At 69.9% G+C, this 16,092-nt stretch carries 17 protein-coding genes; 9 read left to right on the top strand and 8 right to left on the bottom strand.

Annotation, left to right across the window (positions count from 1 at the left end; genetic code table 11):
* The first annotated feature begins 31 nt into the window (after nt 1–31).
* The 8 genes from ABTV91_RS01425 (at nt 32) to ABTV91_RS01390 (ending at nt 7,135) form a co-directional block, all read left to right on the top strand.
* A complete protein-coding gene (locus tag ABTV91_RS01425; RefSeq protein ID WP_433852872.1) occupies nt 32–811 on the top strand; it encodes an enoyl-CoA hydratase/isomerase family protein in 780 nt (259 codons plus the stop codon).
* 7 nt (nt 812–818) lie between these two features.
* Nucleotides 819–1,151, top strand: a complete 333-nt coding sequence (locus ABTV91_RS01420) for a DUF1330 domain-containing protein (protein ID WP_433852871.1) — start codon at nt 819–821, stop codon at nt 1,149–1,151.
* On the top strand, nt 1,148–2,191 hold the full coding sequence (locus ABTV91_RS01415; protein ID WP_433852870.1) for a nitrilase-related carbon-nitrogen hydrolase: 1,044 nt from the start codon (nt 1,148–1,150) through the stop codon (nt 2,189–2,191). Before ABTV91_RS01420 ends, ABTV91_RS01415 begins: the two co-directional genes overlap by 4 nt.
* Complete coding sequence (locus tag ABTV91_RS01410) at nt 2,184–3,605, top strand: aldehyde dehydrogenase family protein (protein ID WP_433852869.1); 1,422 nt, start codon at nt 2,184–2,186, stop codon at nt 3,603–3,605. Before ABTV91_RS01415 ends, ABTV91_RS01410 begins: the two co-directional genes overlap by 8 nt.
* 202 nt (nt 3,606–3,807) lie before the next feature.
* Nucleotides 3,808–4,995 (top strand): class I SAM-dependent methyltransferase, encoded by a 1,188-nt coding sequence (locus ABTV91_RS01405; protein WP_433852868.1) that lies wholly within the window; start codon nt 3,808–3,810, stop codon nt 4,993–4,995.
* Nucleotides 4,992–5,354, top strand: coding sequence for a hypothetical protein (locus tag ABTV91_RS01400; RefSeq protein ID WP_433852867.1), 363 nt, complete (start codon nt 4,992–4,994; stop codon nt 5,352–5,354). The genes ABTV91_RS01405 and ABTV91_RS01400 overlap by 4 nt, the downstream gene beginning before the upstream one ends.
* A 47-nt stretch (nt 5,355–5,401) precedes the next feature.
* Nucleotides 5,402–5,908 carry a DUF3598 family protein gene (locus tag ABTV91_RS01395; RefSeq protein ID WP_433852866.1) on the top strand — a complete coding sequence of 169 codons (507 nt, stop codon included), beginning with the start codon at nt 5,402–5,404 and terminating at the stop codon, nt 5,906–5,908.
* Between the two features lie 81 nt (nt 5,909–5,989).
* Nucleotides 5,990–7,135: a nitrilase-related carbon-nitrogen hydrolase gene (locus ABTV91_RS01390; protein ID WP_433852865.1), complete on the top strand. Its 1,146-nt coding sequence runs from the start codon at nt 5,990–5,992 to the stop codon at nt 7,133–7,135.
* Nucleotides 7,136–7,397: 262 nt separating this feature from the next.
* Here the strand turns inward: ABTV91_RS01390 and ABTV91_RS01385 are convergent, their stop codons facing one another.
* The 8 genes from ABTV91_RS01385 to ABTV91_RS01350 all read right to left on the bottom strand — a co-directional run bounded on the left by ABTV91_RS01385 (nt 7,398) and on the right by ABTV91_RS01350 (nt 14,724).
* Nucleotides 7,398–8,552: a CaiB/BaiF CoA transferase family protein gene (locus tag ABTV91_RS01385; protein WP_433852864.1), complete on the bottom strand. Its 1,155-nt coding sequence runs from the start codon at nt 8,550–8,552 to the stop codon at nt 7,398–7,400.
* A 17-nt stretch (nt 8,553–8,569) separates the two neighbouring features.
* Nucleotides 8,570–9,715: a CaiB/BaiF CoA transferase family protein gene (locus ABTV91_RS01380; RefSeq protein ID WP_433852863.1), complete on the bottom strand. Its 1,146-nt coding sequence runs from the start codon at nt 9,713–9,715 to the stop codon at nt 8,570–8,572.
* A gap of 314 nt (nt 9,716–10,029) precedes the next feature.
* Nucleotides 10,030–11,199 (bottom strand): acyl-CoA dehydrogenase family protein, encoded by a 1,170-nt coding sequence (locus ABTV91_RS01375; RefSeq protein ID WP_433852862.1) that lies wholly within the window; start codon nt 11,197–11,199, stop codon nt 10,030–10,032.
* 11 nt (nt 11,200–11,210) lie between these two features.
* Nucleotides 11,211–11,729 carry a MaoC family dehydratase gene (locus ABTV91_RS01370; protein ID WP_433852861.1) on the bottom strand — a complete coding sequence of 173 codons (519 nt, stop codon included), beginning with the start codon at nt 11,727–11,729 and terminating at the stop codon, nt 11,211–11,213.
* 85 nt (nt 11,730–11,814) lie between these two features.
* Nucleotides 11,815–12,666 carry an HpcH/HpaI aldolase/citrate lyase family protein gene (locus tag ABTV91_RS01365; protein WP_433852860.1) on the bottom strand — a complete coding sequence of 284 codons (852 nt, stop codon included), beginning with the start codon at nt 12,664–12,666 and terminating at the stop codon, nt 11,815–11,817.
* On the bottom strand, nt 12,663–13,529 hold the full coding sequence (locus ABTV91_RS01360) for a polysaccharide deacetylase family protein (RefSeq protein WP_433852859.1): 867 nt from the start codon (nt 13,527–13,529) through the stop codon (nt 12,663–12,665). Before ABTV91_RS01360 ends, ABTV91_RS01365 begins: the two co-directional genes overlap by 4 nt.
* Nucleotides 13,530–13,552: 23 nt before the next feature.
* Nucleotides 13,553–14,395, bottom strand: a complete 843-nt coding sequence (locus tag ABTV91_RS01355) for an SDR family NAD(P)-dependent oxidoreductase (protein WP_433852858.1) — start codon at nt 14,393–14,395, stop codon at nt 13,553–13,555.
* 17 nt (nt 14,396–14,412) lie between these two features.
* On the bottom strand, nt 14,413–14,724 hold the full coding sequence (locus tag ABTV91_RS01350; RefSeq protein ID WP_433852857.1) for a hypothetical protein: 312 nt from the start codon (nt 14,722–14,724) through the stop codon (nt 14,413–14,415).
* Between the two features lie 141 nt (nt 14,725–14,865).
* Between ABTV91_RS01350 and ABTV91_RS01345 the strand changes: the two genes are divergently transcribed.
* Nucleotides 14,866–16,089: an MFS transporter gene (locus tag ABTV91_RS01345; protein ID WP_433852856.1), complete on the top strand. Its 1,224-nt coding sequence runs from the start codon at nt 14,866–14,868 to the stop codon at nt 16,087–16,089.
* Nucleotides 16,090–16,092: the final 3 nt, after the last annotated feature.

Here is a 16,092-nt window from a genome sequence, read left to right as displayed (position 1 = left end):
ATGCTATAACGATATGACAAAAGGATCGGCCATGATCGCTGAAGACACCGTGATTGCCTGGAACCGTGACGGCGCGCTCGCCCGCATCGGCATCCGCCGCCCGGACAAGCGCAACGCCCTGGCCACTCCTCACTGGGCCGCGCTCGAGGCCGCGCTGGACGCCGTCGCCGCCAGCGATGCCCAGGTCGTGGTGCTGGCCGGCGTGCCCGGCGCGTTCAGCGCCGGCGCCGACATCGACGAGCTGGGCCAGCTGCTGGCCGCGCCCGGCGCCTTCGCCGCCAGCAACGCCCAGGTGCAGCGCACCCAGCTGAAGCTGCAGCGCCTGCCGCAGACCACGCTGGCGGTGATCGACGGCGCCTGCGTCGGCGGCGGCCTCGGCCTGGCGCTGGCCTGCGACCTGCGCCTGGCCAGCCCGCGCGCCCGCTTTGCCATCACCCCCGCCAAGCTCGGCCTAGTCTACAGCCCGGACGACAGCCGCCGGCTGGTCAACACCGTGGGCCTGGCGCGCGCGCGGGAGATGCTGCTGACCGGGCGCCTGCTCGATGCGGCCACCGCGCTGGACTGGGGCCTGGTCAACCAGCTGGCCGGCGACGATGGCCTGGAAGCGCTGGAGCAGGCGCAGCTGCAACTGTTGCTGGCGAGCTCGGGGCAGGCGCGGCGCGGCATCAAGACCGTGCTCGGCCATCTTGGCGGCGATGCCGGCATCGACCTGGCGCAGGCGCAGGCCGCGTTCGACGACGCCTTCGCCAGCCGCGATTTCGCCGAAGGCGCCGCCGCCTTCCTCGAAAAGCGCGCGCCGCGCTTCGGCTGAGCCGCGCATGCCCGCCTACCTGATCATCGAAGCCCGCATCAGCGACCCGCAGGGCTTTGCCGCCTACGCACGGGCCACGCCGGCGGTGGTGGCCCGTTACGGCGGCCGCTACCTGGTGATGGGCGGCAGCCAGGAGAGCCTGGAGGGCGAGCACGCGCCGGCGCGCACGGTGGTCTCGTGCTGGCCCGACCGCGCCGCCGCGCTGGCGTTCTGGCATTCGCCCGAGTACGCGGCGCTCAAGCCGCTGCGCGCCGGCACCGGCGTTTTCCGCGTGCTGCTGGCCGACGGCGTGCAGGCGCAGCCGCTTCCCGAATCCGCAACCGGAGATTCCACCCCATGACCGACGCCTACCGCGCGTTGGCGCTGCAGACCACCTGCCGCGCGATCAACGCCTGCTCCACGCCCGAGGACGCCGCCGCCGCGGTGGCCGACAACATCGACCGCGTCGGCCGCCAGATCCGCGCGTCCAAGGCCTTCATCGGCGCCGACCTGAAGCTGGTGGTGCTGCCCGAGTACTTCGCCACCAGCTATCCGCTGGGCGACACGATTCCCGGCTGGGCCGCCAAGGGCTGTTTCGACATGCACGGCGCCGAGTACGAACGGCTGGGCCGCATCGCGCAGGACAATGGCGTCTACCTGTGCGCCAACGCCTACGAGCGCGACCCGCATTTCCCCGGACTGTACTTCCAGTCGTCGGTGATCCTGGACGACAGCGGCAACCAGATCCTGCGCTACCGCCGGCTGATCTCGCTGTACGCGCCGAGCCCGCACGACGTCTGGGACCGCTACCTGGACGCGTACGGCATCGATGGCGTGTTCCCGGTGGCGCATACGCCGCTGGGGCGGCTGGCCTGCATCGCCTCGGAGGAAATCCTCTACCCGGAAATCGCACGCGCACTGGGCCTGCGCGGCGCCGAGGTGATTCTGCATTCGACCAGCGAGGTCGGCAGCCCCGAGCTGACGCCCAAGGACATCGCCAAGCGCGCCCGCGCCATCGAGAACATGGCCTACGTGGTGTCGGCCAACACCGCCGGCATCAGCGGCGTGGACATCCCGCTGGGCAGCGCCGACGGCATGAGCAAGATCGTCGACGACCAGGGCCGGGTGCTGGCCGCGGCCGCGGCGGGCGAGTCGATGGCCGCCTATGCCGACCTGGACATCGCCGGCCTGCGCCGCCGCCGGCTGCGCCCGGGCATGGGCCACGTGCTGTCGCGGCTGCCGCAGGCGGCGATCAGCGCCGGCCTCGGCGCCACCGCGCTCAAGCCCAACGCGCTGCTCGACGGCGACACCCTGAAGATCCCGCAGCGGGCCGATTTCGCCGCCCGCCAGAAAGCCACCATCGAGGCGCTGCTGGGCGCCGGAGTCCTGGGCCATGACTGAGACGAGCACGCTGCCGCTGCGCAATCCGCGCACCGGCGAGATGGAAGGCGGACTGCGGGTCACGCCGGCTGACGAGGTGGCCGCCGCCGCCGCCGTGCTGCGCGCCGCGCAGCCGGCATGGGAGCGGCAGGGCATCGAGCGCCGCTGCGAACGGCTGGCGGCGCTGGCCGAGGCGCTGGCCGCGCGCCGCGACGCCATGATCGAGGTGCTGCTGGCCGACACCGGCCGCTGGCACGAATCGGTGATCGAAGTGGACGGCACGCTGGCGGCGATCCGCCGCTGGGCGGCGCAGGCGCCGGCCAGCCTGGCCGAACCGGCGCCGCGCCAGGACGCCATTCCCTTCATCCAGGCCCACCAGACCTGGGTGCCGTACCCGGTGGTCGGCGTCATCAGCCCATGGAACTTCCCGCTGATGCTGACCCTGATCGATGCGGTGCCGGCGCTGGCCGCCGGCTGCACGGTGCTGGCCAAGCCCAGCGAGGTGACCTCGCGCTTCGTACCGCTGCTGCGCGATGCGCTGGCCGCGGCCGGCCTGGAAGAGGTGTTCGCGCTGGTCACCGGTGCCGGCGCCACCGGCCAGGCGGTGATCGAGGCCAGCGACCATGTCTGCTTCACCGGCTCGGTGGCGACCGGGCGCAGGGTGGCCGAGGCCTGCGCGCGCCGCTTCATCCCGGCCTCGCTGGAACTGGGCGGCAAGGACCCGGCGCTGGTGCTGTCCGACGCCGACGTCGCCCGCGCCGCGCGTGCGCTGGCCTGGGGCAGCTTCGTCAACGGCGGGCAGAGCTGCATGTCGATCGAGCGCGTCTATGTCGAAGCGCCGGTGGCCGAGGCCTTCATCGCCGCGCTGGTGAAGGAGGCGGCCGCGCTGGAGCTGGCATGGCCGGACCCCAGGCAGGGCCGGATCGGGCCGATCATCGCCGCGTCGCAGGTCGAACTGGTGCGCCGGCACCTGGCCGAGGCGCTGGCCGGCGGCGCGCGCGCGCTGACCGGCGGCGAACTGGTCGAGCACGGCGGCACCTGGTGCCCGCCGACGGTGCTGGTGGACGTGAGCGACGACATGGCGGTCATGCGCGAGGAAAGCTTCGCCACCGTGCTGCCGGTGAAGGTGGTGGCCGACGAGGCCGAGGCCATTGCGTGCGCCAACGCCAGCGAGTTCGGGCTGTCGGCGGCGGTGTTCTCCGGCGACCCGGAGCGCGCGCAGCGCGTGGCCCGGCAGCTGAACGCCGGCGCCGTCTCGATCAACGACGCCAGCCTCACCGCCATGGTGCAGACCGCCGAGAAGCAGAGCTTCGGCCATTCCGGCCTGGGCGGCTCGCGCATGGGCAGCGGTTCGATCCGCCGCTTCGTGCGCGCGCGGGCGCTGCTGGTCAACGGCGGCGTGGCCTCGCCGTGGTGGTTCCCGGCGGCGGAGTGAGGCGGAGTGGGGCCGCGCGCCTGGCGTCGCCCCTGTGGATCGGACCATCCTCTCGTCTTCGCCGCGTGCGTGTGGCAGCGGAGTGGATCGGCACGTCCGGGCACCGCCCCGGGATACATACCTGGGGGCGCTTGACCGTCACGATCCATATGACATATAGGTATGTCATTAGTACATATAGTCGGTGACAGGAGACTTCGCGATGAGCCAGCAAGCCCTTCCCCCGAGTTGGCAGCATGTCGGCCGCCACGCGCTGTTTCCTGAAAGCACGCTCGACGACACCACCCGCTTCGACTTCCTGGCCAACATGAACGGCTATCTGGCCACGCGGCTCGGCCCGAAGGTCAAGCTGGCCTACGAGCAGCGGGTCAGGCCGGCCTTCGAGAAGGAGAAGGGCCACGCGCCGCAGAGCCGCCACGAGGTGCGCAAGGCGATGGCCGGCGACCCGGTCTACCAGACCTGGAGCGCCCTGCGCCGCAACACCATGGAGATGCGCCAGCAGGCCGGGCGCGGGCTGGTGCTGCGGCAGCTCGACGCGCTGGTGGAGAAGGCACGCGCGCTCAATGCCGGCGACGACGGCCTGCAGCTGGACCCGTCCGTGCGCGTGCCGCGTTACGCCAGCGCGGTGGACATCCACTGCATGCCCGGCGGCTACCACACCGAACTGGTCGCCGACGATGTGTCGGCGGCGGCCAACTACGACTGCGGCATCTTCGCCACCACCGGCGGCATGCTCGGCCGCTACAACGACGGCGGCGGCCAGGCGCTGGCGCAGTGGCTGAAAGAGGAACACCCGCAGTTCAGGCCGCGCCGCATCCTCGACATCGGCTGCACCTGCGGCCACAACGTGGTGCCGCTGGCGCAGGCCTTCCCCGAGGCGGAGGTGATCGCGGTGGACGTGGCCGCGCCGATGCTGCGCTACGGCCATGCCCGCGCCCGCGCGCTGGGCGTGCACAACATCGTGTTCCGCCAGGCCAACGGCGAGGCGCTGGACTACCCGGACGGCCATTTCGACCTGATCACCACCGCGATGTTCTGGCACGAAAGCTCGGCCACGGCGATGCCGCGCAAGCTGCGCGAGATCAACCGCCTGCTCGCGCCCGGCGGCCTCACCGCGCACCTGGAGCAGCCGCAGTACCACGGCATGGACGTGTACGAGCAGTTCATGCGCGACTGGGATACCTACAACAACAACGAGCCGTTCTGGGGCGTGATGCACGAGTACGACCTGCGGCGGATGATGGCCGCGGCCGGCTTCGACCCGGAGCGCTACTTCGAGACCAGGGTGCGCGGCGTGGTGGACCGGGACATCTTCCCGGTGGCCAGCGCGCAGGGCGAGGACCACGGCCGCGCCGCGCTGTGGACCATGTTCGGAGCGTGGAAGGCATGAACGGCATCGACCCCATCGCACTGGCCGGCAGCCGCGCCCGCGGCAAGCGTCCGTACTTCTTCAAGGACCCGGACGTGGAGCGCGTGCTCTCCATCGCCATGGCCATCGCCATGGAGAACGCGGTCACCCACCAGCGGCTGGACGCGCTGGAGCGGCTGATCGAGCAGAAGGGCCTGCTCAGCCGCGCCGAGCTGGACCAGTTCCGCCCCGACCGCGAGGCCGAAGCGCAGCGCACGCTGTGGATGCAGGAATACATCGCCCGGGTGCTGCGCATCGTGCAGCAGGAGACCGAGGCGCTGCAGGACACCGGCATGGACGTGCCGATGGAACAGGTCATGGACGAGCTCCGCGACCCATGAACCAGGCGCAGCGCGCCGCACAACCGCAACAGCCACAAGGAATGCACATGATCGACCTGAGCAAGCACATGCCCTACCTGGCCAAGCACGACGGCGTGTGGGACGGCGTGTACCGCTACTACGACGCCGAGGGCAACAAGACCGACGAGCACCGCTCGCGCCTGGTCTGCCGCATCACCGGCGACGATGCGATGCCCTACCACCAGACCAACCATTACAGCTGGGCCGATGGCCGCACCGAGATCCGCGACTTCCCCACCACCTATAGCTTCGGCCGCATCATCTTCGACAACGAGCTGATCTACGGCTGGTGCACCGAGATCCCCGAGGACGACCACCACCGCACGCTGATGCTGCACTGGCAGCGCAAGGGCGAGGAGGGCATCGAGCTGTACGAGATGATCCAGCTCTCGGACTGCGGCACGCTGCGCAACCGCATCTGGCACTGGTACAAGAACGGCGTGCTGATCCAGCGCACCCTGATCGACGAGAAGTTCGTCAGCCGCGACTGGCGCAAACTCAGCGGCCCCAGTTTCGCCGGCGACCCGATCTGAGCCATTCCATTGCATGAGTAGCGGCCGCCACTGCGCCGCGCGCGGCGTGGCGGCCTGCCGTCGCACCAGGGGAGGTGATCGATGAGCAGTTCCCGACGTTCGTTCCTCGCCGGCGCCGCCGGGCTGGCTGCGCTGGGTGGCGTCGGCGGCAGCCTGCTGGGCATGCCCGGCGCTTCGCACGCGGCCACCGGCAAGGGCGCCGACGCGCCCAGCCTGCGCACCGACGGCACCTACGACACGGTCGAACTGGCCAAGCCGGCGTGGACCCTGGGCCTGGCGCAGACCCGCGTGCACAGCTTCGAGCCGAGCCAGACCCGCACCGCGCTCAAGCGCAACCTCGAGCACATGCTGGAGACCATCGACCGCGCGTTCTATTTCGGCGCGCGTCCGGACCTGCTGCAGTTCCACGAATTCCCGCTGCAGGGCTGGCGCCGCTGGACGCGCAAGGAGGCCTACCAGCTGGCGATCGAACTGCCCGGCGTGGAGAGCGAGGCTATCGCCGCCAAATGCCGCCAGTACGACACCTGGATCGTATTCGGCGCCTACGTGCGCGACCCGGACTGGCCAGGGCATGTGCTGTCGATCACCACGGTGATGGACAACACCGGCCGCATCGTCGACAAGCACTGGAAGGCGCGCAACATCAAGGGCGTGTTCCCCGGCTTCGAGCTGTTCACCACCACCATCTACGACGTGCTCGACCGCTACGTGGAGATGTACGGCCGCGACGCGGTGATCCCGGTGACGCGCACGCCATTGGGCAACCTGGCCACCAGTTCGGCGCAGCGCGAGCCGGAACTGTTCCGGGCGATGGCGATGAAGGGCGCCGAGGTGTTCCTGCGCACCGCTTCCGGCGGCTTCATGCCGCTCGATGTGCAGGCCTGCGCGCTGTACAACGGCGTCTACAGTTCGATCGTCAACAACTCGATCTCGCCGGACAACGGCCCGTTCTTCGACGACCCCGGCAGCGGCGGCACCGCGCTGTACGGCCCCAACGGCGAAGCCATCGCCACGGCGAGCAGCCTGCACGAGCAGCTGGTGGTGGGTCGCATCCCGATCGCCGAGCTGCGCGCGCGCAAGCGCCAGCCGGTGGTGCACATGGAGCTGTACCGCGACATCTACGACGGCTACCACAGCAAATACGCGCCGAATCTCTGGTCGCAGTACCTGCCCGAGTCGCTGGAGGACGCCGCGCGCTACGTGCGCGACAAGTCGCGCTGGAAGTAGCGCCGATCCTTCTCCCCGTGGGAGACAGCCTGGCAGGAGCGCCACGCTGCACGGCGAAGCCGCCCGAAGGGCGAGGCACTCCAGGGCACGCGTGCCTTGGAGCACCGAGGGGAGAGGAGCTTTCTCATTGGTGATCCGTAAAACTCGTGCCCGAACGATGACGTTGTTCCTTCTCCCTTCGGGAAAAGGTGCCCCAGAGGGGCGGATGAGGGTACGGGCGAAGCGCGATGGCGTGCGGACTGCATGGCCTCGCCCCTTGCCCTCACCCCAACCCCTCTCCCGAGGGGAGAGGGGCTTTGTCGCCGAGCCCCAGCTCGGCCAGCACCGCGGCGGTGGATTCGCCGACGACGTCCAGGTGCGGGTTGATGCGCCCCGGCTCGTTGGCGAAGCGGATCGGGATGCCGAGATGGGTGCCGCCCTGTCCGTCGGTCCACACCATGCCGCGGGCGTGCGTATGCGGGTCGGCGAAGGCTTCGGTCAGGGTCTTCACCGGCGCCCAGCACACGTCCACGTCCTGCAGGAACGCGGTCCACGCGGCCAGCGTGCGGGTGGCGAAGGTGGCGGCGAGGAAATCCTTGACCGGGTCCTGGCCCGGGCCGGGCGGCAGGTGGCAGAGCGGTACCAGGTCCGGGCGGCCCAAGGCGTTGAGCAGGTTCTCCGCGAACTTGTGCTCGGCGCCGCCCAGCGCCAGCCAGCGGTCGTCGGCGCAGCGGTACAGCTTGTACAGGGCATTGCCACCCCAGCTGCGCTCCTCGTGCACCACCGGGTCGCGGCCCAGCGCAAACGGCGGCCCAAGCACGTTGGGCAGCCAGGCCATCAGTGCGTCCTGCATCGACAGGTCGATGAAGTCGCCTTCGCCGCTGCGCTCGCGGCGCAGCAGCGCCATCAGGATGCCGGCCAGCGCCATCAGCGAGCCGGCCATGTCGGCCACCGGCATGTGCGGCGCGGCCGGCGTGCCGTCGGGCGCGCGGTTGAGGCTGACCACGCCGCTGTCGGCCTGCATCGCCAGGTCGTGCGCCGGGCGCAGCGCCTTCGGGCCGGTCTGGCCGTAGGCGCTGATGGCGCAGTAGACGATCCCCGGGTTGATCGCTTTGCAGCTGGCGTAGTCGATGCCCAGCCGCGCGGCCACGCCGGGGCGGAATGCCTCCACCACCACGTCGGCCCAGGCCACCAGGCGCGCGAACGCGGCCTTGCCGGCGGCGCTCTTGAGATCGAGCGCGATGCAGCGCTTGCCGCGGTGGGTGTTGCGGAACCAGGTGCTGTGGCCGGCCTGCTTGAGCCCGACCTCGCGCACCGGCTCGCCGCCGGGAGGCTCTACCTTGATCACCTCGGCGCCATGGTCGGCCATCATCATCGTCAGGTGCGGCCCCGGCAGGAACAGCGACAGGTCCAGCACGCGCACGCCTTCCAGTTTCATCGCAGGCTCCCGGCCGTTCAGTCGTCGTGATCGTGCAGCAGCGCGCCGGCGTCCGCGTCGAGCGCGGGCGCGGCGCGCCCGGACAGGCGCACGCCGTCGAGACGGATCGGGCTGCGCAGCATGCGCTGCGTGCCGCGCGGGTGCTCGACGTCCTGCAGCATGTCGACCTCGCGCACATAGGGGTTGTCCAGCGCCTGGGCGATGTCCAGCACCGGCGCGATCGGGATGCGGCCGGCGAACAGCTGCGTCCAGTACGCGGTGGGTTGGGTGGACAGCACCTCGTCGACCAGCGCCGTCAGTTCCTCGCGCACCTGCCGGCGCGCGGCGAAATCGGCGAAGCGCGGTTCGGCGGCCCAGGCCGGGTTGCCGATGCCCTCGACGAAGACCTGCCAGAACTTCTCCAGCATGCACATCACCATCACCCAGCCATCGGCAGTACGGAACACCTGGCACGGCACGGTGGACGGATGCGCGCTGCGTGGCAGGCGCCCGGTGCGGTGGCCGGCGTTGAGGTACCAGGTGGCCGGGTAGCTGAGCTGGTGCAGGGCCACGTCGAACAGGCTCACGTCGACGTCGCGGCCGACGCCGCCGCGCATGGCGCCGATCACCGCCGCCAGCAGGGCCATCGCCATGGTGGTGCCGGTCATGTAGTCGACCATCGACAGGCCGAAGCGCGCCGGCGGCGCGTCCGGCTCGCCGGTCAGCGCCATGAAGCCGGCTTCGGCCTGCATCAGGTAGTCGTAGCCCGGCCAAGCCGTGCGCGAGTTGTCGCGGCCGTAGGCGGACAGGTGCGCGCAGACGATCTTCGGGTTGAGCGCCGACAGGGCGGCATAGTCCAGGCCCAGCCTGGCCGGCTGGTCGCCGCGCAGGTTGTTGAGCACCGCGTCGGCGCCGGCCACCAGCCGCTCGAACGCGGCGCGGCCCTCGGCCGACTTCAGGTCCAGCCGCAGCGAGCGTTTGTTGAGATTGAAGGTCTGGAAGAACAGGCTGTCGTCGTCGCCGAGGAAGTACGGGCCGGTAGCACGCGAGACATCGCCGCCCGGCGGGGACTCGATCTTGATGACTTCCGCGCCGAGGTCGGCCAGGTGCATCGAACCATAGGGGCCGGCGCCGTACTGCTCGACGGCGAGGATGCGCAGGCCTTTCAGGGGCAGGTCTTTCATGGGGGCCTCGTGGAAGTGGCGAAGTTCCCTTCTCCCTTGGGAGACAGCCTGGCAGGATTGCCAGGCTGCACGGCGAAGCCGCCGAAGGGTGCGGCACAGGGATGTGCCGGATGCAGGTGCCCCGCAGGGCGGATGAGGGGCCGGGCGAAGCCTCGTGCGATCAGGCATTGCGGGGCTTTGCCCGTACCCTCACCCCAACCCCCGCTTCGCGCCCCGGCCCTTGCGCTGGCGCAAGGGCGTTCGAGGGGCAGCGAACCGGTGGTTCGCAAACTGCCCCTCTCACCCCGCAGGGAGAGGGGCTTCAAGTTCAAGCTTCAGATCGGATTGCGCGCCACCAGCTGCCTGGAAATGATGATGCGCTGCATCTCGTTGGTGCCTTCGCCGATGCACATCAGCATCGCGTCGCGGTGGAAGCGTTCGATGTCGTACTCCACCGAGTAGCTGTAGCCGCCGAAGATGCGCATGCCTTCCTGCGCGCAGAACGCGCCGGTCTCGGTGGCGAAGTACTTGGCCATGCCCGCTTCCATGTCGCAGCGTTCGCCCTTGTCGTAGGCGTTGGCGGCGCTGTCGATCAGCAGCTTGGACGCTTCCACGCGCGCGGCCATCTCGCCCAGCTTGAGCTGGATGGCCTGGTGTTCGGCGATCGGCTTGCCGAAGGTGGTGCGTTCCTGCGCGTATCGCACCGACAGCCGCAGCGCGCCTTCGGCGATGCCGCAGCCGCGCGCGGCGACGTTGATGCGGCCCAGTTCCAGCCCGCCGATGGCGTGGTGGAAGCCGCGCCCCTCCTCGCCGCCGAGCAGGCAGTCGGCCGGCACGCGGTAGTCCTGGAACACCAGCTCGCAGGTGTCGATGGCCTTGTAGCCGCTCTTCTGCAGCTTCTTGGCGACCACGAAACCCTCGCCCTTCTCGGCGATGAACATGGACATGCCCTTGTGCCGCGGCTGCGCGCCCGGGTCGGTCTTGGTCAGCAACAGGGCCATGTTGCCGTGCAGGGAGTTGGTGATCCAGGTCTTGGCGCCGTTGATGACGTAATGGTCGCCTTCGCGACGCGCGACGGTGCGGATCGCCTGCAGGTCGGTGCCGGCGTTGGGTTCGGTGAGCCCCAGCGCGGCGCGCAGTTCGCCGGTCGCCATGCGCGGCAGGTACTTGCGCTTCTGCGCCTCGGTGCCGCAGCGTTCGATCGCCGAAGCCACGATCAGGTGCGAGTTGAAGATGCCGGTCGGCGCCATCCACACCGACGAGACCTTGATGACGATGCGGGCGTAGATGCGCGCCGGCAGGCCGAGGCCGCCGTACTCGGGCGAGATGGTCGCGCCGAACAGGCCGAGGTCCTTCATCTCCTCCACCAGCTGGTGCGGGTACTTGTCCTCCAGGTCATATTCGCGGGCGATGGGCGCGACGGACTTCTCGATCCAGTGGTCGATCGAGTCCATCAGCGCCTGTTCTTCCTCCGGACCCCAGAGTTGGTCGATATCGGTGCTCATGGCTGCGCCCTTCAGTAGTTGACCTTGTCTTCGACCGAATGGCCGCGCCGGGCGATCAGCATGGTGCGGTTGAAGGTGCACACCAGCGTGCCGTCCTGGTTGTAGCCGTTGGTGCGGCAGGTGACGATGCCGGCGCCGGGGCGCGACTTGGATTCGCGCTTCTCCAGCACTTCCGATTCGGCGGTGAGGGTGTCGCCGACGAACAGCGGATGGGTCATGCGGATGTCGGTCCAGCCGAGGTTGGCCACCGCCTTCTGGCTGACGTCGGTCACGCTCATGCCCACCATCAGCGCCACCGTCAGCGGCGAGCACACGATCACCTTGCCGAACTCGGAGGCCTTGGCGTACTCCTTGTCGAAATGCATCGGGTGGGTGTTCATGGTCAGCAGGGTGAACCAGGTGTTGTCGGTCTCGGTGATGGTGCGGCCGGGACGGTGCTCGTAGATGTCGCCGACGTTGAAGTCTTCGTAATGGCGGCCGAAGGTTTCGCGGAAGCGGTTTTCGGCGATCTGCTTGACGTTCTGAACCATGGTGGTGTCCTTTTCGCGGGGCGGTGGGCTGGCGCTGGGCGCAGCCTGGTCAAAGAGGGCGGTATGGCCGGGATGAAGGGGGCGATCAGCCGGCGCGCACGCCGTGCGCGCCGAGCGCGATGGCGCGTTCGGCGGCGATCTCGATGGGGCGGTCCACCAGCTTGCCGTCGAGCTGGATCGCCTCGCCGCCGCTGGCGGCCAGCGCGGCGATCACGCGCTGCGCGCGTTCGTACTCGCTGGCGGTGGGCAGGTAACGGCTCTGGATCGGTTCGACCTGGGCCGGGTGGATCGCGGCCTTGGCGGTGAAGCCCAGTTCGATCACCCGGTCGGTCTCGGCGACGAGGCCCGCTTCGTCCTTGATGTCCAGGAACGGCACGTCCAGGCAGCCGACGCCGGCTTCGGCGGCGACGGTGGCCAGCTGCACGCGCGGGTGGAAGAAGCTGTCCCAGCCGGCGCGGCCGCGCAGCGCGACGATGTAGTCGAAGCCGCCGAACATCAGCGCCTGCAGGCGCGGCGTGGCCGCCGCCAGAGCGCGTGCGTCGAGCAGCCCGCGCGGCGTTTCGATCTGGGCGATGAACACGGTATCGACGGCGGCCAGCGCTGCGTCGGCCTGGCGCAGCTCGGCCACGGTTTCGACCTTGGGCAGCATCACGAATGCCGGCTTCAGGCCGGAGGCGGCCAGCGCGGCCAGGTCGGCCTGGCCCAGCGCGGTGGACAGCGGATTGATGCGCAGGCCGATCTCGCCGTGGCCGGCCGGCGCGTCGGCGAGGAAGGCGAACAGCGCCGCGCGCGCGCTTTCCTTGTCGGCCGGGGCGACCGCGTCCTCCAGGTCGATGCAGACCTGGTCGGCGCCGGTGGCGATGGCCTTGGCGTAACGCTCCGGGCGCGAGCCGGGCACGAACAGCAGGCAGCGGCGGGGATTGGGCGCGGCGGTCATGGCGCGGGCACCTGCGCGGCGAAGTGCTCGGCGATCTGGCGGCGGGTGGCGTACCAGGTGCCGGGCTTCTGCGCGACGTACTGCAGGAACTTCTCGAACGCGCCGATGCGGCCGGGGCGGCCGATGATGCGCAGGTGCAGGCCCAGCGACATCACCTTGGGCGCGTGCGCGCCTTCGGCGTACAGCGTGTCGAAGCTGTCGACGGCGTAGTCCAGCCAGTCCTTCGGCAGGTAGGACGGCGCGACCCACATCTTCATGTCGTTAGTGTCCAGCTGGTAGGGCACCACCACCATGGGCCGGTCGCTGCCGTCGACCTCGCCCCAGAACGGCGCGTCGGCCGAGTAGTCGTCCATGTGGTACAGGAAGCCTTCTTCCTGCAGCAGCCGGCGGGTGGCGCCGGTGTGCAGGTAGCGCGACAGCCAGCCGGCCGGGCGCACGCCGATGGTCTTCTCGATGCTGTCGGCGGCGTCGCGGATGAACTGCCGTTCCTGCGCCTCGTCGAAGCGGAACTGGTGGATCCAGCGGTGGCCGTGCGAGCACACCTCGTGGCGGCTGCCGCGCAGGTAGGCGGCCACCGCGGGCGCGCGCTCCAGCGAGACGGCGGCGGCGGTGTAGGTGGAGGTCACGCCGTACCGGTCCAGCAGCGCGGCCACGCGCGCGTGGCCCTCGTTGATGCCGTAGCGGTAGTTGGACTCGTTGCCGTAGTTGCGCACCGGCTTGGACAGGGTGACGTGCAGCTCGTCCACCGGCTCGGTGATCCTGTCGCCCTGGCCGACGTTGTACTCGGACAGTTCCTCGACGTTGACCACGACCGACAGCGCCAGGCGCGCGTCGTTGGGCCACTTGTAGCTTGCTTGGCTCATGGGGGTTCTCGGGATGGGGGCTGTCAATGCATTTCCTCGCCGCCGGAGACGTTGAGCGCCTCGCCGGTGACGTAGACCGCATCGTCCGAACACAGGAAGGCGGTGGCCGCGGCGGTGTCCGTGGCCAGGCCCGGGCGTCCCAGCGGGATGCGCGCGCGCATGTCGGCCAGGTACTGCTCCACGCTGCGCCCGGTCTTGGCCGCGAAGTACTCGTTCTGCCACGCGCCCAGCCCGGTGGTGACATGGTTGGGGCAGACCGCGTTGACGGTGATGCCGTGCGCGCCCAGCTCCAGCGCCGCCACCCGGGTCAGGCCGACCAAGCCGTGCTTGGAGGCGCAGTAGGCCGCGGCATGCGGGAACGGCGACTTGGCCGCCTGCGAGGCGATGTTGACGATGCGTCCGCCGCCCTGGGCGGCCATCTGCCGCGCGGCGTGCTTGCTGCACAGGAAGGCGCCGCGCAGGTTGACCCCGAGCACCGCGTCCCACTCGCCCGCTTCCATCTCCAGCAGCGGCTTCATCAGGTAGCCGATGCCGGCGTTGTTGACCAGGATGTCGAGGCGGCCGAAGCGCGCCACGGTGGCGGCGACCACCGCCTCGACCTGGGCTTCTTCCAGCACGTCCAGCGCCATCGCCACGCACTCGCCGCCGGTGGCGGCGGCCAGGCCGGCGGCGACCTGCGCCATTTCCTCGTCGGTGCCGACCGCGGTTACCGGCATTTCCGTACCGCGGCTCTTGCCGATGTCGGTCAGCACGACCTTGCAGCCTTCCTCGAGCAGGCGCCGGGCGATGCCTTCGCCCAGGCCGGCGCGGCGGCCGGCGCCGGTGATCAGGGCGACCTTGCCCTGCAGTTCGGGATAACGGGCCATGGGCGGTTCCTTCTGGCTTACAGGGCGCTGGCGAGGATGAACAGGGGGTTGTCGGCGTAACGCTGCTGGAACTGCGCGGCGCCGGCCTGCGCGGCCGGGTCGGACAGGTCGGCGAGGAAGGCGTCCATGTCCGGTACGCGGATGATCTCCACGTACTGGTAAGGCGAGGGGCCGTCGCCGACCAGCAGGCCGCCGGCCCGGAGCACCTCGAACGTCTCCACCGAGGGCAGGCCGTTGACCACCGGCAGGTCGCTGTCGCGCGCCCAGGCCTCGTATTCCTCGCGGCTGACGCCGGGCTTGAGGTTGAACAGCACGACGATGGTTTGCATGGCTTCCTCCGGGGGGAAAGACTGTGGCACACTTTGTCCGGACAAAGTGTAGGCATGCCATCCGCTCCCGGTCAACGCCGGCGGCGGAAATCCCCCGCCGGCGTATCTACCTGCCATGACCCAACCTGCAGAGGTGTTCAGATGAAGCGTTATTACCCGTGGCTGATGGCGGTAATGGGGATGCTGGTGCTGCTCGTATCGAACGGGCTGGTCATCACCGGATTGACCGCGTTCGACGAATCGCTGCTGCGCGAGTTCGGCTGGAGCCGCAGCGAGCTGAAGCTGCGCGACCTGATCACCCTGGTGCTGGCCGGCTGGACGGCGCCGTTCCTGGGCGCGGTGATCGACAAGGTCGGCCCGCGCAAGCTGATCCTGGCCGGGCTGGTGCTGCTGGCGGCGCTGTACGCGGCCTATGCGCACGTGCATTCGCTGACGCATCTGTACCTGATCCATCTCGGCTTCGCGCTGGTCCTGGTGGCCGCCGGCCTGAACGTGGCGGTCATCTACGTCTCGCAGTGGTTCGTCGCCCAGCGCGGCACCGCCATCGGCATCGCCCTGGTCGGCACCAGCCTCGGCGGCATGGTGTTCCCCAAGCTCGGCGTGCACCTGCTGCAGGGCATGGACTGGCGCAGCGCCTTCCTGTGGGAGGCGTTGGTACCGCTGGCCTGCCTGCTGCTGGCGCTGCTGCTGGTGCGCAGTCCGCGCCCGGGCGGCATCCCGCCGTGGGGCGCGGACAAGGCCGGCGCCGGCGCCGGCAGGAGCGCCACGGGCCTGCCCGACCTCGGCTATCGCCAGGCGCTGCGCACCCGCACCTTCTGGGTGCTGGCGTTCGTGGCCATGACCACGTTCTTTTCGATCATGGCGGTATCGGCCAACCTGTTCCTGCACATGCGCGACCTCGGCTTCGCGCCGCAGCAGGCCGGCAATGCGCTGGGCCTGATGTTCGGCCTGGCGATGGTCGGCAAGTTCCTGTTCGGCATGCTCTCGGACCTGTTCCCGGCCAAGCGCGTGTTCCTGCTCAACCTGTCGATCATGGCCGCCGGCGCGGTGGTGCTGGCGACGCTGCGCGCGGACCTAGTGTGGTATTCGCTGGTGCTGTTCGGCCTGGGCTGGGGTGGGCTGTACACCATGATCCAGCTGCTGGCGGTCAACGCCTTCGGCCTGGCCGCGGCTGGCCGCATCCTCGGCACCATCACCCTGCTCGACGCGACCACCGCCGGCCTGGGCATCTGGCTGACCGCCAAGATCTTCGACGTCACCCGCAGCTACCAGCCGGCCTTCGTGCTGATCTGCGTGCTGGTCGCGCTTGCCCTGCTGGCCGCCACCCTGGTGCGCGACGAACGCGCGCGCCTGGCCCGCGCCTGATCC

The sequence above is a fragment of the Stenotrophomonas nitritireducens genome, from assembly GCF_050984405.1.
GTDB classification, from domain to species: Bacteria; Pseudomonadota; Gammaproteobacteria; order Xanthomonadales; family Xanthomonadaceae; genus Stenotrophomonas; species Stenotrophomonas nitritireducens_B.
Note: the sequence above shows the minus strand (reverse complement) of the source record. Positions and strands in the feature narration are given on the sequence as shown.

Excerpts from the sequence above, each read along its gene's own strand:
- ABTV91_RS01395 (WP_433852866.1), top strand. The coding sequence starts at position 5,402 with ATGATCGACCTGAGCAAGCACATGCCCTACCTGGCCAAGCACGACGGC.
- ABTV91_RS01370 (WP_433852861.1), bottom strand. The coding sequence starts at position 11,729 with ATGGTTCAGAACGTCAAGCAGATCGCCGAAAACCGCTTCCGCGAAACC.
- ABTV91_RS01345 (WP_433852856.1), top strand. The coding sequence starts at position 14,866 with ATGAAGCGTTATTACCCGTGGCTGATGGCGGTAATGGGGATGCTGGTG.
- ABTV91_RS01415 (WP_433852870.1), top strand. The coding sequence starts at position 1,148 with ATGACCGACGCCTACCGCGCGTTGGCGCTGCAGACCACCTGCCGCGCG.
- ABTV91_RS01390 (WP_433852865.1), top strand. The coding sequence starts at position 5,990 with ATGAGCAGTTCCCGACGTTCGTTCCTCGCCGGCGCCGCCGGGCTGGCT.
- ABTV91_RS01400 (WP_433852867.1), top strand. The coding sequence starts at position 4,992 with ATGAACGGCATCGACCCCATCGCACTGGCCGGCAGCCGCGCCCGCGGC.
- ABTV91_RS01380 (WP_433852863.1), bottom strand. The coding sequence starts at position 9,715 with ATGAAAGACCTGCCCCTGAAAGGCCTGCGCATCCTCGCCGTCGAGCAG.
- ABTV91_RS01425 (WP_433852872.1), top strand. The coding sequence starts at position 32 with ATGATCGCTGAAGACACCGTGATTGCCTGGAACCGTGACGGCGCGCTC.
- ABTV91_RS01405 (WP_433852868.1), top strand. The coding sequence starts at position 3,808 with ATGAGCCAGCAAGCCCTTCCCCCGAGTTGGCAGCATGTCGGCCGCCAC.
- ABTV91_RS01420 (WP_433852871.1), top strand. The coding sequence starts at position 819 with ATGCCCGCCTACCTGATCATCGAAGCCCGCATCAGCGACCCGCAGGGC.
- ABTV91_RS01360 (WP_433852859.1), bottom strand. The coding sequence starts at position 13,529 with ATGAGCCAAGCAAGCTACAAGTGGCCCAACGACGCGCGCCTGGCGCTG.
- ABTV91_RS01355 (WP_433852858.1), bottom strand. The coding sequence starts at position 14,395 with ATGGCCCGTTATCCCGAACTGCAGGGCAAGGTCGCCCTGATCACCGGC.
- ABTV91_RS01385 (WP_433852864.1), bottom strand. The coding sequence starts at position 8,552 with ATGAAACTGGAAGGCGTGCGCGTGCTGGACCTGTCGCTGTTCCTGCCG.
- ABTV91_RS01410 (WP_433852869.1), top strand. The coding sequence starts at position 2,184 with ATGACTGAGACGAGCACGCTGCCGCTGCGCAATCCGCGCACCGGCGAG.
- ABTV91_RS01365 (WP_433852860.1), bottom strand. The coding sequence starts at position 12,666 with ATGACCGCCGCGCCCAATCCCCGCCGCTGCCTGCTGTTCGTGCCCGGC.
- ABTV91_RS01375 (WP_433852862.1), bottom strand. The coding sequence starts at position 11,199 with ATGAGCACCGATATCGACCAACTCTGGGGTCCGGAGGAAGAACAGGCG.
- ABTV91_RS01350 (WP_433852857.1), bottom strand. The coding sequence starts at position 14,724 with ATGCAAACCATCGTCGTGCTGTTCAACCTCAAGCCCGGCGTCAGCCGC.